The following is a 14,280-nucleotide window of genomic DNA, read 5'->3' on the forward strand; positions in this document are numbered from 1 at the left end:
CCCGATCCTTATGGCCTCCGCCGGAGGCCGAACGGATCACCAGCTCCACATCGTCCCGTCCTGGAGGCGCGCCACAGGCAGGTAGGCGGGATCGTAGGGATATTTCGCCGCAAGTTCCTCGTCTATGTCCACGCCATGGCCGGGCGTCTCTCCGGGGTGAAGGAACCCGTCCGCGAAGCTGTAGGCATGGGGGAAGACGGCGTCCGTTTCCTCAGTATGGCGCATATATTCCTGGATGCCGAAATTCGGGACCCAGAGATCGAAATGCAGGGCCGCGCCCATGCAGACGGGCGAAAGGTCCGTCGCGCCGTGGCAGCCGGTGCGCACCTGGTAAAGCTCGGCCAGCGCGGCGATCTTTCTCAACTGCGTGATGCCGCCGGCATGGACCACGGTGGCGCGAATATAGTCGATGAGCTGGTTTTCGATCAGCCCACGGCAATCATGGATCGAGTTGAAGACCTCGCCGACGGCGATCGGCGTGACCGTGTGCTGGCGTATCAGCTTCAGCCCGTCCTGGTTCTCCGCCGGCGTCGGATCCTCGATCCAGAACAGCCGGTGGGGCTCCAGGCTCTTTCCCAGCCGCGCCGCCTCGATCGGCGTCAACCGGTGGTGGACGTCGTGGAGGAGATGGAAATCGAAGCCATGCTTCTCGCGCAGCGCGTCGAACAGCTTCGGCGCGAAATCGAGGTATTTCTCCGTCGACCAGACCTGCTCTTCCGGCAGGCCCTTGGTCGCTGGCTCGTAATAGAGATCGCCGCGCGCGATTCCGTAGGCGGTGTCCAGCCCCGGAACGCCGGACTGGGCGCGGACGGCCTTGTAGCCCAGTTCGAGATACTGGCCGACGGCGTCGACCGTCTCCTCTATGTCCTTGCCGTTGGCGTGGCCGTAAACCATGACGCCCGCGCGGCTCTTGCCGCCCAGAAGCTGATAGAGCGGCAGGCCGGCCGTCTTGGCCTTGATGTCCCACAGTGCGGTATCGACCGCCGCGATCGCCGCCATGGTCACCGGCCCGCGTCGCCAATAGGCGCCCTTGGCCAGATACTGCCAGATATCCTCTATCCGGTGCGGGTCGCGGCCGATCAGGCACGGGACGACATGGTCGGCCAGATAGGCGACAACCGCCTTCTCCCGCCCGTTCAGCGTCGCGTCGCCGATGCCGTAGAGCCCCTCATCCGTCTCAATCTTGAGAGTGACGAAGTTCCGGCCCGGGCAGGTGACGATGACCTTGACTCCCGTAATCTTCATCTTGCGATCTGCCTCGACGGTTGGTGCTTCAGGCTGACATGGCGTCCGGCAGGGCCGGCTCGAACAGTTCGGGGTGGCTTGCCGCGATGTCCGGCAGGGTGCGCAGGATCTCCGTCAGGTGATCGCGCATGGCGCTCTCCGCCCGGTCGGGGTCGCCCGCCTTCACCGCCTCCATGATCGCGGCGTGCTGGGCGACGATGACGTCCATCGGCGTGGCGTCGGCCATGCTGAGGAACCGCACCCGGTCCATCTGCGGCTTCAGATCCTCCACCGTCCGCCAGGCGGCCGGCCTGCCGGCGGCGATCGCCATCAGCCGGTGGAACTCCTCGTCCAGATCGAACGACGCCTCGCCGTCCTTGGCCCGCGCCGCGCGTCGCTGGCGGGTCAAATTGTCGGTGAGAAGGGCGAGGATCCGCGCGTCGCCCCGGATCGCCGCCTCCCGGACGACGGCGGATTCGATGGCCTCACGGATGAAGCGGGCATCCTCCACCGCGGCGCGGGAAATCTTCACGACCAGCGTCCCCCGCTGCGGCAGGATGCGGACCAGCCCGACCTCGCCCAGCTTGATGAACGCTTCCCGGATGGGGGAGCGGCTGATCCCGAAGCGGGTCGCCACCTCCTGCTCCGACAGCATCTCGCCCGGCTGGATGCGGTTGGTCACGATGGCGTGACGCAGCAGCCGGACGACCTGACGGGCGATGGATTCGGAATTGTTGGCCGGATCGATGGCGAAAACTGTCTTCATATCTTGTCTTCTACCATACTAGTCTGGTATTGCATATATGAATGACGGCGCGAAACGGCCGTCGTCGCGAAAAAGACGCCCCAGGGAGAAGCGACGCCAATGCTGATCGATGACGACCGGCTGTTCCCCGCCGACCCGTCGGCCCGCGCCGTCGCGCGCCGGCTCTATGACGGGGTCAAGGGCCTGCCGATCGTCTCTCCCCATGGCCATACCGATCCCGCCTGGTATGCGGGGGACGAGCCGTTTCCCGATCCGGCGCGGCTCTTCGTCATCCCCGACCACTACATCTTTCGGATGCTCCACAGCCAGGGCGTCCGGCTGGAGGATCTGGGCATCGCGTCCAGGGATGGCGGCGCGCCTGCCGCCGATCCCAGGGCGGTGTGGCGGCTCTTCGCGCGCCACTATTATCTGTTCCGCGGCACGCCCACGCGGATGTGGCTCGACCACGCCTTCGCGACCCTCTTCGGGTTCGAGGAGCGGCTGTCCGCCGAAAACGCCGACGCCTATTACGATCGGATCGCCGAATGCCTGGCCCAGCCGGAATTCCGGCCGCGCGCCCTCTTCGAGCGGTTCAATATCGAGGCGATCGCGACCACCGAAAGCCCGCTCGACCCGCTAGCCCACCATGATGCGATCCGCCGGTCCGGCTGGAAGGGCCGAATCGTCACCGCCTATCGCCCAGACCCCGTCATCGACCCGGAATTCGAGGGCTTCTGCGCCAATGTGGAGCGGTTCGGCGAGATCACGGGCTGCGACACGCTCTCCTGGGCGGGCTATCTGGAGGCCCATCGCCGGCGGCGCGCCTATTTCCGGGAGCGGGGGGCGACCTCCACCGATCATGGCCATCCCAGCGCCGCGACCGCCAATCTGTCGCCGCGGGAAGCCGAAGCCCTGTTCGCGAAGGTGCTGGGCGGCGGCGCCAATGCGGCGGAGGCCGAGCTTTTCCGCGCCCAGATGCTGACCGAGATGGCGGCCATGAGCGTCGAGGACGGGATGGTCATGCAGATCCATCCGGGTTCCTTCCGCAACCATAATGGCGGCCTCTTCGCCCGGTTCGGGCGGGATATGGGCGCCGACATCCCGATGCGGACGGACTATGTCCACGCTTTGAAGCCGCTGCTCGACCGGTTCGGCAACGACCGCGGCTTCACGCTGATCCTCTTCACGCTCGACGAAACCAGCTATTCGCGGGAACTGGCGCCGCTGGCCGGGCACTATCCGTGCCTCCGGCTGGGACCGGCCTGGTGGTTCTTCGACAGCCCCGACGGCATGCGCCGCTTCCGCGAACTGACGACGGAGACGGCGGGCTTCTACAACACGGTCGGCTTCAACGACGATACGCGCGCTTATCTTTCCATTCCCGCCCGCCACGATGTCGCAAGGCGCGTCGACTGCGCCTTCCTCGCCGATCTCGTGGTCGCCCGCCGGCTGGACGAGGACGAGGCGCACGAGGTGGCGGGCGACCTCGCCTACAGACTCGCCAAGGAGACCTACAAGCTGTGAGCCTGCCGCATCCGGCGGCCGGACACGGGCAACAACAAGGGAGGAAAACGATGAAAAAGCTTTATCGGATATCGCGCAGGGGCTTCGTCGCCGGCACGGCCGGGACGGTCGGGTTCGCCACGCTCGGCGGCAAGGCCGCCTTCGCCCAGCTCGCCCTTCCCGACGAGGCGGTGGCGCTCAACATCATCGACGTCGCCGGCAATCTGGCGTTGACCCAGCCGGCGATCGAGAATTATGCCGAGGCCCATCCCGAGCTTGTGTCGCGGGTAACCTTCACCAAGGCCCCTGCGCCCGAACTGCCGGGCAAGATCATGGCCCAGCAGGGGGCGGGACGGCTGGATATCGACCTGGTGCTGACGGGCACGGACGCGCTGTCGGCCGGGATCGAGCAGGATCTGTGGGTGGAACTTCTGCCCGGCCATCAGGACGAACTGCCGAACCTGGAGGAGATATACCTTCCGGCCGCCCACGACATGCAGGGGCTGTCGCAGGGCTACGGCGTCGTCGTGACCTACTACCCTTCCGGCCCGCTGCTGGAATACATGCCCGACCGGGTGGCGACCCCGCCCAAGACGGCGCAGGAACTGCTGGACTGGGCGCGGCAGAACCCGAACCGCTTCATGTACGCCCGGCCGGCCAATTCCGGGCCGGGGCGCACCTTCATCATGGGGCTGCCCTACCTTCTGGGCGATTCCGACCCGAAGGATCCCGAGAATGGCTGGTCCAACACCTGGGCCTACCTGAAGGAGCTGGGGCAGTATATCGAGTACTATCCGACCGGCACCACCGCGACGATGAAGGAACTGGGCGAAGGGTCGCGCGACATGGTCGCGACGACCACCGGCTGGGACATCAACCCGCGCGTCCTCGGCGTCGTGCCGAAGGAGGCGAAGGTCGCGGCGCTGGAAGGTTTCCACTGGGTCGCCGACGCGCACTACATGGTCGTGCCGAAGGGGCTGCCGGACGGCAAGATGGCCGTGGTGCTGGACCTCATGCGCTACCTGCTGACGCCGGAAGCGCAGGCCTACACCTATGACGAGGGCTATTTCTATCCCGGCCCTGCCGTCGCCGGCGTGACGCTCGACATGGCCCCGCCGGAAAGCCAGGCCGCGATCGAGGAGTTCGGGCGGCCGGAATATGAGGACTGGATCGCCAACAATCCGGTCGAAACGCCGCTCGAACCCGCCCAACTCGTCGTCGCTTTCCGCAAGTGGGACGAGGAAGTCGGCGCCGCGCAGCAATAGTAGACGCTAAGGAACGGGAGCCCCCGCGATGCCGATCGAACATCCGCGTTTCGAGGAGGTGAGGCTCGACCGGCTGAGCCGCTCCTTCGGCGCGCTCAATGCCCTGCACGAGGTAAGCCTGTCCATCCGGCGGCGCGAGTTCATCGCGCTGCTTGGCCCCTCGGGCTGCGGCAAGTCGACCGCGCTGAACTGCATCGCGGGGCTTCTCCCCACCACCGGCGGCAGCATCTGGCTGGACGACCGCCGCATAGACGGGCTGCGGCCGGAGGATCGCGGGTTCGGGATGGTGTTCCAGAACTACGCGCTCTTCCCCCATATGAACGCCCGGAAGAACATCGCCTTCGGGCTGAAGATGCGCGGTACGCCCAAGGCGGAGATCGAGACGAGGGTCGAGGAGGCGATCCGGCTCGTCCGGCTGGAGGGCCATGCCGACAAGCTGCCGGGCCAGCTTTCGGGCGGCCAGCAGCAGCGCGTCGCCATCGCGCGGGCCATCGTCATCGAACCGCCGCTGGTGCTGATGGACGAACCGCTGTCGAACCTGGACGCCAAGCTGCGGCTGGAGATGCGGGCGGAGATCAGGCGCATCCATGACGAGCTGGGCGCGACCACGATCTACGTAACCCACGATCAGGACGAGGCTCTGTCGCTGGCCGACCGCATCGTCGTGTTGCGCGACGGGGAGATCAGGCAGGTTGGAGCGCCGAAGGAGCTGTACGACACGCCGGCCCATCTCGATGTCGCCGAATTCATGGGGTTCCGGAACCGGCTTTCCGGGATCGTCGCGGGACGGAACGGCGATCGCGCCACCGTCTCGGTGAACGGCGTCCCGATCACCGGGCTGGCGCGGGAGCCGGTGTCCGACGGCGCGCCGGCGATCATCGCGCTCCGCCCCGACGATCTGATGGCGGGGCCGGCGGGCGAGCACGCCCTGACCGCGTCGGTGGAGACGATCGAATATCGCGGACGGGAATTCGTCGGCATGGCGCGGACGGCAGACGGCATGGAGCTTGTCTTCCGCTCCCATGAACTGCTGGAGCCGGGTGCGACCGTTCATCTGAACGCGGCCGAGGACAGGGTGCTGGTCTATGCCGACGACGACGCCGGACGCGACCGGCAAGAGGTCGCGGCATGACCGTCGAGGCGACGCTCCACGCCCCGCCGGCCGCCGGTCGCAGCCTTCGCCAGAAGCTGGCGGCGCGCGGCATCGACGGGGTGACTCTGCTCGTCCTGCCGGCGGCTATCTTCCTGGTCGCGCTCTTCATCTACCCGTTCCTCTACGGGCTCATGCTCTCCTTCACCCCGAAGGAAGGGGACTGGCTCGCCAACTACCGGGTCTTCTTTTCCGACCCCTTCCTCTATGAGACGATCGGCAAGACGCTGTGGCTCGCCGTGCCTGTCACGCTGCTGAACCTCCTGATCTCGATCCCGGTCGCCTTCCGGGTGCGGCTGATGCGCCGCCAGCGCATCCTGACGGCGATCCTCGTCCTGCCGATCACGCTGGGCACCGTGCTGGTGGCCGAGGGGCTGCTGAACTATCTGGGTCCGCAGGGCTGGTTCAACCGCACCCTCCTCCTGCTCGGCCTGGTCGAGGATCCGGTCCAGCTCATCCATAATTACTGGGGCGTGTTCGCGTCCCTCATCATCACCGGCTTTCCCTTCACCTTCCTCTTGACGCTGTCCTACGTCACCGGCATCGACCCGGCGCTGGAAAACGCCGCCGCGACGCTGGGGGCGGGGGCGGCGCGGCGGTTCCGCCATATCTTCCTGCCGCTGCTGGCGCCGGGGCTGGCCATCACCTTCTGCCTGTCCTTCGTCCAGGCCTTCGCGGTCTTCCCGTCGGCGATCCTCCTGGGCGCGCCATCGGGGCCGACGCGCGTCATCTCGATCGCCGCCTATCAGGCCGCATTCGAGCAGTACGACTACTCCATGGCCTCGGCCATCGCGATGATCATGGCGTTCGTGCAACTCGGCATCGTCGTCGCGCTCCTGTCCTCGCGCCGGCTGTTCTATCGCGGGCCCAGCGCCGGCGGGAAAGGGTGAGACGATGATCCGCGACACCACCATCCTCTCCAAGCTCTGGTCCACCGCCGTCTGGGTGCTGGTCGGCTTCTTCGTGCTGAACCTCTTCGCGATGATCGGAACAGTGATCACCAGCTCCTTCGCGACCCGCTGGTTCGACACCTGGCTTCCGGCCGGCGCCACCATGCGCTGGTACTTCTCCGCCTGGGACGAATTCCAGCTTGACCAGGTGCTGATCGTCACCTTCCAGATCGTCTTCGTCGTGGTGCTCCTGTCGGGCGTTCTGGGCGTGACGGCGGCCTATGCGCTGGCGCGCCGCGATTTTCCCGGCAAACGGATTGTGCTGCTTCTGTTCCTGCTGCCGCTGCTGGTCCCGCCGATCACTTTCGGCATCCCGCTGGCGACCGTGCTCTACCAGACCGGGTTCGGCGGCACCTTCTGGGGCGTCGTGCTGGCCAATCTGGTGCCCACCGTGCCCTTCGTCATCCTGGTGATGATCCCGTTCATCGAGCAGATCGATCCCAAGATCGAGGCGGCGGCCCGGGTGTTCGGGGCCAACACCTTCCAGCTTTTCATCCATGTGCTGCTGCCGCTGCTGCTGCCGGGCATCCTGGCGGCGCTGCTGCTGGTGCTGGTCCGGACGCTGGCGATGTTCGAGCTGACCTTCCTGACGGCGGGGCCGACCAGCCAGACGCTCGTCGTCGCGCTCTACTATTCGGTGTTCGCGGCCGGCGTGCGGGCGGTACAGTCGATCGACGCCATGGCGGTCATCTACATGGCGACGACCCTCGTCTGGCTGCTGATCGCGCTGCGCTTCGTCAACCCGACGCAGATGGTCACCCGCGGCAAGCAGCAGCGTAGCTGAGGAGTCTTCGTCTTGCGCCTCAACGACGCCGCCCTCTCCGCGCTGCCGGCTTCGATCCGCCGGCCTTCATACGACCGGCGGTCGGTGACCGCCGGGATCGTCCATCTTGGCATCGGCGCGTTCCACCGCGCCCATCAGGCGGTCTATACCGACGACATTCTCCGCCACGACCCCGGCTGGGGCATCGTGGGGGCGAGCCTGCGCAGCGCCGGCACGCGCGACGCGCTGGGGCCACAGGACGGCCTCTACACGCTCGCCGTCCGGTCGGGCGAAGGGGAGGCACTGCGGGTCGTGGGGTCCATCGGCCAGGTGCTAGTCGCGCCGGAGGACCCCCAGGCGCTCCTCGCCCGCATGTCGGAGCCGAGGGTTCGGATCGTCTCCCTGACGGTCACGGAGAAGGGCTATTGCCACGACCCTGCGACGGGGGAACTGAACGAGGACCACCCCGACATCGTCCGTGACCTGGCCAACCCCTCCGCCCCGGCCTCCGCGCCCGGCTTCATCGTGGAGGCGCTGCGCCGCCGCCGCGAAGCCGGCATAGCGCCCTTCACGGTGCTCACCTGCGACAACCTCCCCTCCAACGGGCGCGTGGCGAAGAAGGTCATCGACCGTTTCGCCCACCTGCGCGATCCCGATCTGGGCGCTTATGTGGAGGCGGAGGCGCTGTGCCCGTCGACTATGGTCGACCGCATCGTGCCGGCGACGACGGAGTCCGACCGGGCGGAGATCGCCGCGGCGACCGGCCTCTCCGACGCCTGGCCCGTGGTGACGGAGCCCTTCACCCAATGGGTGATCGAGGATCGCTTCGCCGTCGGCCGGCCGACCTGGGACGAGGCGGGGGCTGAGTTCGTCGCCGATGTCGAGCCCTACGAGCATATGAAGCTCCGGCTGCTGAACGGCAGCCATTCGCTGATGGCCTATCTCGGCTACCTGGCCGGATTCGAGACGATCGCGGAAACCATCGCCGATCCCGGCTTCGCCCGGCTGGTCGGCGGCTTCATGGATGAGGAGGTGACGCCGACCCTCGCGGTACCGCCGGGCGCGGACGTGACGGCGTACAAGCGCGCCCTTCTGGAACGGTTCGGGAATCTCGCGCTGAAGCACCGGACATGGCAGATCGCCATGGACGGCTCCCAGAAACTGCCGCAGCGCCTTCTCGCCACCGTCCGGGACCGGCTGAAGGCCGGCGCGCCGATCGACCGGTTGGCGCTCGGCGTCGCGGCCTGGATGCGCTATGTCACCGGCGTGGACGAGGCGGGCCATGAGATCGACGTCCGCGACCCGATGGCCGCTCGTCTGCGCGAAATCACCCGATCGGTCGGCCCGGACGCCGACCGGCTTGCCCCGGCGCTGCTCAGGGTCCGCGAGGTCTTCGGCTCCGACCTGCCCGCCGACCCCCACTTCACCGGCCCGGTGACGGCCGCGCTCAAGCGGCTCTATGCCGACGGCGCGAAGAGGGCGGTGGAAGCCTCCCTCTGACTTTTCTCGCGGCGGGAAAAGCCGCGAAGCAGGCGTTTGGTTCAAATCCGAAACGTTACGGGTAATCAAAAAATTGTTGACAGGCGGCGCTCTGTTCTTGCTACCGTAACGTTACGGTAAGAGCGTCGACGCCGCTGCGGCGATCGGGAGAAGCGGCCATTCAAGGCCGATCAACCATCGGAGGAGACGGACCATGAAGTTTTGTTCCCGCGCAACCATCCTCGCCGCCTGCGGAGCCGCCGGCCTGACCGCGGCCGGCGCATCGGCCCAGGAGGCGGAGGTCATCCACTGGTGGACTTCCGGCAGTGAATCCGAAGCGATCGGCGTCTTCGTCGATGCGTTCGAGGAACGAGGCGGAACCTGGATCGACAGCGCAGTGGTCAGCGGCGACGCGGCGCAGGGGCTGGCGTTGAGCCGGATCCTTGGCGGCGACCCGCCGACGGCGATGCAATGGAACATCGGCGTCGACATCCTGAACCTGGCGCAGCAGGGCGTGCTGAACGACATCGACGAGGTGGCGGTGCGGGAAGGCTGGGCCGACGTGCTGCCGCCGATCGTCGTCGAGCGCGCGACCTACGAAGGGAAGTTCGTCGCCGCGCCGGTCAACATCCACGGCGCCAACTGGATGTGGTACAGCCCCGCCGTGTTCGAGGAAGCGGGCGCCGAAGTGCCGCGAACCTGGGACGAATTCTTCGTAGCCGCCGACAAGATCCGCGAAGCCGGCTTCATCCCGCTGGCGCTGGGCGGGCAGCCCTGGCAGGAACAGCTTCTGTTCGGCGCGGTTCTGGCCGGCGTCGGCGGGAACGATCTCTACCGCCGCGTCTATGAGGACCGCGACCCGGAGGCCGCGTCCAGCCCGGAGATGCTGGCGGTGCTGGAGACGATGGGCCGCCTGCGCGCCTATGTCGACGAAGGCAGCCCCGGACGGAACTGGAACGACGCGACCAATCTGGTGCTGACCGGCCAGGCCGGGATGCAGATCATGGGCGACTGGGCGAAGGGAGAGTTCGAGGCCGCGGGCATGACCGCCGGCGAGGATTTCGGGTGCGCCATGGCCCCCGGCAACGAGGATTCCTACATCCTGGTGGTTGACGTGTTCGCTTTCCCGAAGACCGACGATCCGGCCCAGATCGAGGCGCAGCACATGCTGGCTGACGTGATGCTCGACCCCGAGGTCCAGGTCCGCTTCAACGAGGTCAAGGGTTCCGTTCCGGTCCGACAGGACGTCTCGCTGGAGGGCATGGATATCTGCTCCCAGCAGGCGATGGAGATCCTGGCCGATCCGGCACACCATCTGCCCAACCCGGCTCTTGCGCTGAGCGGCGACCTGGAAGGCGCGCTCAACGACGTCCTCACCCAGTTCTGGAACACGCCGGACATGCCGGCTGAAGAGGCGGCGGCCATGCTGGCCGACGCGATCTCCTCCCTGTAGCGCAAACTCCCCTCCACCCATCGGCGGGTCCGCCGTTCGATGGGTGGAGGGAGTCTTTTCGATAGGGGAGCGAGTACCATGCCGACCGCACGCAGCCATTTCCGGTTCCGCAACCTGCCGGCCAAGGCGACGGTGGCCCCGACGGTCGTGGTCATGGCCGTGTGCTTCTATGGCTGCATCCTCTGGACGATCTACATCTCCATGACCGCGTCCGGGATGCTGCCCAGCTACGAGTTCGTCGGGTTCGACCAGTATTCGCGGCTGTTCGACACCCGCCGCTGGGCCATCGCCTTCACCAACATGTTCGTCTTTGGCGGCCTGTTCATCGGGATATCGCTCGTCCTCGGCTTCGGGCTCGCCGTCGCCGTCGATCAGCGCGTCCGGCTGGAGGGGGCGTTCCGCACCATCTTCCTCTATCCGCTCGCGATGTCCTTCGTGGTGACGGGGCTGGTCTGGCAGTGGCTCCTGAACCCCACGCTGGGCATCCAGGACCTGATGCGCGACCTGGGCTTCGAAAACTTCACCTTCGACTGGATCGTCGATCGGGAGATGGCGATCTACACGCTGGTCATCGCGGCGGTCTGGCAGGCGTCGGGGCTAATCATGGCGCTGATGCTGGCCGGCCTGCGCGGGATAGATGCCGAGATCTGGCGCGCCACGCGGATCGAGGGCATCCATCCGGCCCGCGTCTACTGGCACGTCATCCTGCCGATGCTCCGCCCCACGGTCATGACCTGCGTCGTCATCCTGGCGATCGCGGTGGTGAAGAGCTACGACCTTGTCGTCGCCATGACCAATGGCGGGCCGGGCAACGCCAGCGACCTGCCGGCAAAGTTCGTGGTCGACTTCACCTTCCAGAGGGCCAATCTCGGCCTCGCCTCCGCTGCGGCGGTGATCATGCTGGTCACTGTGGCCGCCGCGCTGGCGCCCTATCTCTATCTCGGCTTCGGGAGGAAGGGGCGGTGACCGACGCTACGATCATGGCGCGCCCGGCCGCGCCGGCGCGGCGCAAGCGCCGGCTGAAGCCGGCCCGCATCGGCATCTACCTGTTCCTGGTCAGCACGGCGCTGTTCTTCGCGACGCCGCTCTACATCATGCTGATCACGTCGCTCAAGACGATGGAGGAGATCAGGTACGGCTCCATCTTCTCGCTGCCCCAGGGGCTCAATTTCGAACCCTGGGTCACGGCCTGGAGTTCCGCCTGCACCGGCGTTTTCTGCGAAGGCATCCAGGTCGGCTTCTGGAACTCCATGCAGATCATGATCCCAAGCGTCGTGCTGTCGGTGCTGCTGGGCGCGCTCAACGGCTACGCACTCTCGCTCTGGCGGTTCCGGGGCGCGAACCTGATCCTCACCCTGCTGATGCTGGGCGCCTTCATCCCTTATCAGGTGATCTTGCTGCCGCTGGTCCGGATATCCAGCGTGCTGGGCCTCTACAGCACCCTGCCGGGCGTCATCCTGATCCATGTCATCTTCGGCCTGCCGATCCTCACCCTCATCTTCCGGAACTTCTACGCCGGCATTCCGGTGGAGATCGTGAAAGCGGCGCGGGTTGATGGCGGCGGGTTCTTCACGATCTTCTTCAGGATCATGCTGCCGATGTCGCCGGCGATCATCGTCGCGGCCGTCATCCTCCAGGTCACCGGCATCTGGAACGACTACCTGCTCGGCCTGATCTTCGCGGGGCGGGAGAACCTGCCGATGACCGTCCAGCTCAACAACATCGTCAACACGACGTTCGGGCAGCGCGCCTACAACGTCAACATGGCCGCGACCATGCTGACCGCGATCCCGCCGCTCGTCGTCTACTTCCTCTCCGGCAAATATTTCGTCCGCGGCATCACCGCGGGCGCTGTGAAAGGCTGATCGCAATGCAGGGTGTCCGCATCCGCCAGGTCGACAAGCGCTACGGCCAGCTTCAGGTGCTGAAGGATCTTTCCCTTGAGGTCGAACCCGGAGATTTCACTGTCCTGCTGGGCCCGTCCGGCTGCGGAAAGTCGACGCTCCTGAGCGCCATCGCCGGCCTGGACGACATCACGTCCGGCACGATCGAGATCGGCGGGCGCGACGTGACCGATCTGGAGCCGAAGGATCGCGGGATCGCGATGGTCTTCCAGTCCTACGCGCTCTACCCGACCATGACGGTGCGCGAGAACCTGTCCTTCGGGCTGCGCATGAACAAGGTCCAGCGGGACGAGATCGACCGGCGCGTCACGCGCGCGGCGGATCTCCTGCAGATCGACGATCTGCTGGATCGCAGGCCCAGCCAGCTTTCCGGCGGCCAGCGCCAGCGGGTCGCCATCGGCCGGGCGCTGGTCCGGGAAGCCGGCATCTTCCTCTTCGATGAGCCGCTATCCAACCTGGACGCCAAGCTGCGCGTCGAGATGAGGGTGGAGATCAAGAAGCTGCACGACCGGCTGGGCATGACGGCGATCTATGTCACCCACGATCAGATCGAGGCGATGACCATGGCGACGCGGATCGCCGTAATGCGCCAGGGACGGATCGAACAGTACGCCGAACCGCAGGAGCTCTACGACCGTCCGCAGACGCTTTTCGTGGCAGGGTTCATCGGCTCCCCGGCCATGAACTTCCTGCCCGCCACGCTCCGCCAGCGGGACGGCGGCGTGGTCGCGGAGGTGGAGGGCCACGACCTGCCGCTCCATGACGATGTGTTCTCCCGGCCTGTCGAGGACGGGATGAAGGCGATCCTCGGCGTCCGGCCGGAACATATCGCCCCTGCCGATGGGGCCGACGGCCGGTATGTGCAGTCGGCGGCGCCGGTCATGACGGAGCCGATGGGCGCGGATTCTCTGGGCTGGTTCGATTTCGGCGGCCGGCAGATCGCGGTGCGCCTCGTCCCGGAGCGGGCCCGCTCGCTGGAGCCGGACCAGAAGCTGGCCTTCGACCTGCGCAAATCCTCCGTCTTCTGCCAGACGACCGAAGAACGGCTCTGATCCTAAGAGAAAGATGATCCCATGAACCCCGTCGACATCCTGTCGTTCCAGCTCTACAGCCTGCGACGCTATCGCGACCTGCCGGCGCAGCTCGATCTCCTGGCCGGGATCGGCTACCGGCATGTCGAGACCATCATGCCCCATTACGACGACGCGGCGGGAACCCGGCGGTTGCTGGACGATAGGGGGTTGGCCGCCCCCACCGGACATTTCTCGATGGCGGCGCTGCGGGAACGGCCGGAATGGATCGTCGCCGTGGCGCATGAGATCGGCCTTCGGCAGATCGTCATGCCGGCCCTTCCGGAAGAAGAAAGGAAGGGCGATGCCGGTCATTGGCGGCGGGTCGGGGCGGAGTTGGGTGGCATCGCCCGCCGCCTCGCCGATTCCGGCCTGACCGTCGCCTATCACAATCACGATTGGGAACTGGCGGTCCTCGAGGACGGGCGGAGTGCGCTGGAACACCTGTTCGACGGCGCGGAGGGAACGCCGCTCCGCTGGCAGGTCGATGTCGCCTGGCTGGTTCGGGGCGGCGGCGATCTCGATTGGTGGATCGGCCGCCATGGCGACCGCATCGTCTCCTGCCACGTCAAGGACATGGCCCCGGAAGGGGAGAATGTTGAGGAGGATGGCTGGGCCGATGTCGGCGACGGCGTCCTGCCCTGGGACTCCTTCTGGCGCGCGTGCCGCGAGGCCGGCGCGGAGTGGATGGTGGTGGAGCACGACAACCCGCAAAGGTTTGAACGCTTCGCCGAACGAAGCTTCGCCGCGCTCCGCGCCCTCGCGGCCTGACCC

13 protein-coding genes are annotated in these 14,280 nt (G+C 66.7%); 11 read left to right on the top strand and 2 right to left on the bottom strand.

Annotated elements, in window-relative coordinates:
• Window positions 1-36: 36 nt before the first annotated feature.
• Window positions 37-1,245, bottom strand: a complete 1,209-nt coding sequence (manD, locus tag AAFN89_RS15830) for a D-mannonate dehydratase ManD (RefSeq protein ID WP_347540087.1) — start codon at window positions 1,243-1,245, stop codon at window positions 37-39.
• A gap of 28 nt (window positions 1,246-1,273) precedes the next feature.
• Window positions 1,274-1,990 (bottom strand): GntR family transcriptional regulator, encoded by a 717-nt coding sequence (locus AAFN89_RS15835; protein ID WP_347540088.1) that lies wholly within the window; start codon window positions 1,988-1,990, stop codon window positions 1,274-1,276.
• A gap of 99 nt (window positions 1,991-2,089) precedes the next feature.
• Between AAFN89_RS15835 and uxaC the strand changes: the two genes are divergently transcribed.
• From uxaC to AAFN89_RS15890, 11 genes are all read left to right on the top strand, one after another.
• Complete coding sequence (uxaC, locus tag AAFN89_RS15840) at window positions 2,090-3,493, top strand: glucuronate isomerase (protein WP_347540089.1); 1,404 nt, start codon at window positions 2,090-2,092, stop codon at window positions 3,491-3,493.
• Window positions 3,494-3,543: 50 nt separating this feature from the next.
• Window positions 3,544-4,737, top strand: coding sequence for an extracellular solute-binding protein (locus AAFN89_RS15845; protein ID WP_347540090.1), 1,194 nt, complete (start codon window positions 3,544-3,546; stop codon window positions 4,735-4,737).
• 28 nt (window positions 4,738-4,765) lie between these two features.
• Window positions 4,766-5,869: an ABC transporter ATP-binding protein gene (locus AAFN89_RS15850; RefSeq protein ID WP_347540091.1), complete on the top strand. Its 1,104-nt coding sequence runs from the start codon at window positions 4,766-4,768 to the stop codon at window positions 5,867-5,869.
• Complete coding sequence (locus tag AAFN89_RS15855; RefSeq protein ID WP_347540092.1) at window positions 5,866-6,777, top strand: sugar ABC transporter permease; 912 nt, start codon at window positions 5,866-5,868, stop codon at window positions 6,775-6,777. Before AAFN89_RS15850 ends, AAFN89_RS15855 begins: the two co-directional genes overlap by 4 nt.
• 4 nt (window positions 6,778-6,781) lie before the next feature.
• Window positions 6,782-7,621: an ABC transporter permease subunit gene (locus tag AAFN89_RS15860; protein WP_347540093.1), complete on the top strand. Its 840-nt coding sequence runs from the start codon at window positions 6,782-6,784 to the stop codon at window positions 7,619-7,621.
• 12 nt (window positions 7,622-7,633) lie between these two features.
• On the top strand, window positions 7,634-9,100 hold the full coding sequence (locus AAFN89_RS15865; RefSeq protein WP_347540094.1) for a mannitol dehydrogenase family protein: 1,467 nt from the start codon (window positions 7,634-7,636) through the stop codon (window positions 9,098-9,100).
• 193 nt (window positions 9,101-9,293) lie between these two features.
• Window positions 9,294-10,532, top strand: a complete 1,239-nt coding sequence (locus tag AAFN89_RS15870; RefSeq protein WP_347540095.1) for an ABC transporter substrate-binding protein — start codon at window positions 9,294-9,296, stop codon at window positions 10,530-10,532.
• 78 nt (window positions 10,533-10,610) lie between these two features.
• Entirely contained in the window at window positions 10,611-11,498 is an 888-nt protein-coding gene (locus AAFN89_RS15875) for a sugar ABC transporter permease (RefSeq protein WP_347540096.1), read from the top strand.
• Entirely contained in the window at window positions 11,495-12,397 is a 903-nt protein-coding gene (locus AAFN89_RS15880; protein WP_347540097.1) for a carbohydrate ABC transporter permease, read from the top strand. The genes AAFN89_RS15875 and AAFN89_RS15880 overlap by 4 nt, the downstream gene beginning before the upstream one ends.
• Window positions 12,398-12,402: 5 nt before the next feature.
• A complete protein-coding gene (ugpC, locus tag AAFN89_RS15885) occupies window positions 12,403-13,488 on the top strand; it encodes a sn-glycerol-3-phosphate ABC transporter ATP-binding protein UgpC (RefSeq protein WP_347540098.1) in 1,086 nt (361 codons plus the stop codon).
• A 21-nt stretch (window positions 13,489-13,509) separates the two neighbouring features.
• Complete coding sequence (locus tag AAFN89_RS15890; RefSeq protein WP_347540099.1) at window positions 13,510-14,277, top strand: sugar phosphate isomerase/epimerase; 768 nt, start codon at window positions 13,510-13,512, stop codon at window positions 14,275-14,277.
• Window positions 14,278-14,280 lie beyond the last annotated feature (3 nt).

The sequence above is a fragment of the Inquilinus sp. CAU 1745 genome, assembly GCF_039839375.1.
Classification (GTDB): Bacteria; Pseudomonadota; Alphaproteobacteria; order DSM-16000; family Inquilinaceae; genus JBDOQU01.

What these genes read in the sequence shown, in the direction of transcription:
- manD (WP_347540087.1), bottom strand. Translation starts at nt 1,245, where the DNA reads ATGAAGATTACGGGAGTCAAGGTCATCGTCACCTGCCCGGGCCGGAAC.
- AAFN89_RS15835 (WP_347540088.1), bottom strand. Translation starts at nt 1,990, where the DNA reads ATGAAGACAGTTTTCGCCATCGATCCGGCCAACAATTCCGAATCCATC.
- uxaC (WP_347540089.1), top strand. Translation starts at nt 2,090, where the DNA reads ATGCTGATCGATGACGACCGGCTGTTCCCCGCCGACCCGTCGGCCCGC.
- AAFN89_RS15845 (WP_347540090.1), top strand. Translation starts at nt 3,544, where the DNA reads ATGAAAAAGCTTTATCGGATATCGCGCAGGGGCTTCGTCGCCGGCACG.
- AAFN89_RS15850 (WP_347540091.1), top strand. Translation starts at nt 4,766, where the DNA reads ATGCCGATCGAACATCCGCGTTTCGAGGAGGTGAGGCTCGACCGGCTG.
- AAFN89_RS15855 (WP_347540092.1), top strand. Translation starts at nt 5,866, where the DNA reads ATGACCGTCGAGGCGACGCTCCACGCCCCGCCGGCCGCCGGTCGCAGC.
- AAFN89_RS15860 (WP_347540093.1), top strand. Translation starts at nt 6,782, where the DNA reads ATGATCCGCGACACCACCATCCTCTCCAAGCTCTGGTCCACCGCCGTC.
- AAFN89_RS15870 (WP_347540095.1), top strand. Translation starts at nt 9,294, where the DNA reads ATGAAGTTTTGTTCCCGCGCAACCATCCTCGCCGCCTGCGGAGCCGCC.
- AAFN89_RS15875 (WP_347540096.1), top strand. Translation starts at nt 10,611, where the DNA reads ATGCCGACCGCACGCAGCCATTTCCGGTTCCGCAACCTGCCGGCCAAG.
- ugpC (WP_347540098.1), top strand. Translation starts at nt 12,403, where the DNA reads ATGCAGGGTGTCCGCATCCGCCAGGTCGACAAGCGCTACGGCCAGCTT.
- AAFN89_RS15890 (WP_347540099.1), top strand. Translation starts at nt 13,510, where the DNA reads ATGAACCCCGTCGACATCCTGTCGTTCCAGCTCTACAGCCTGCGACGC.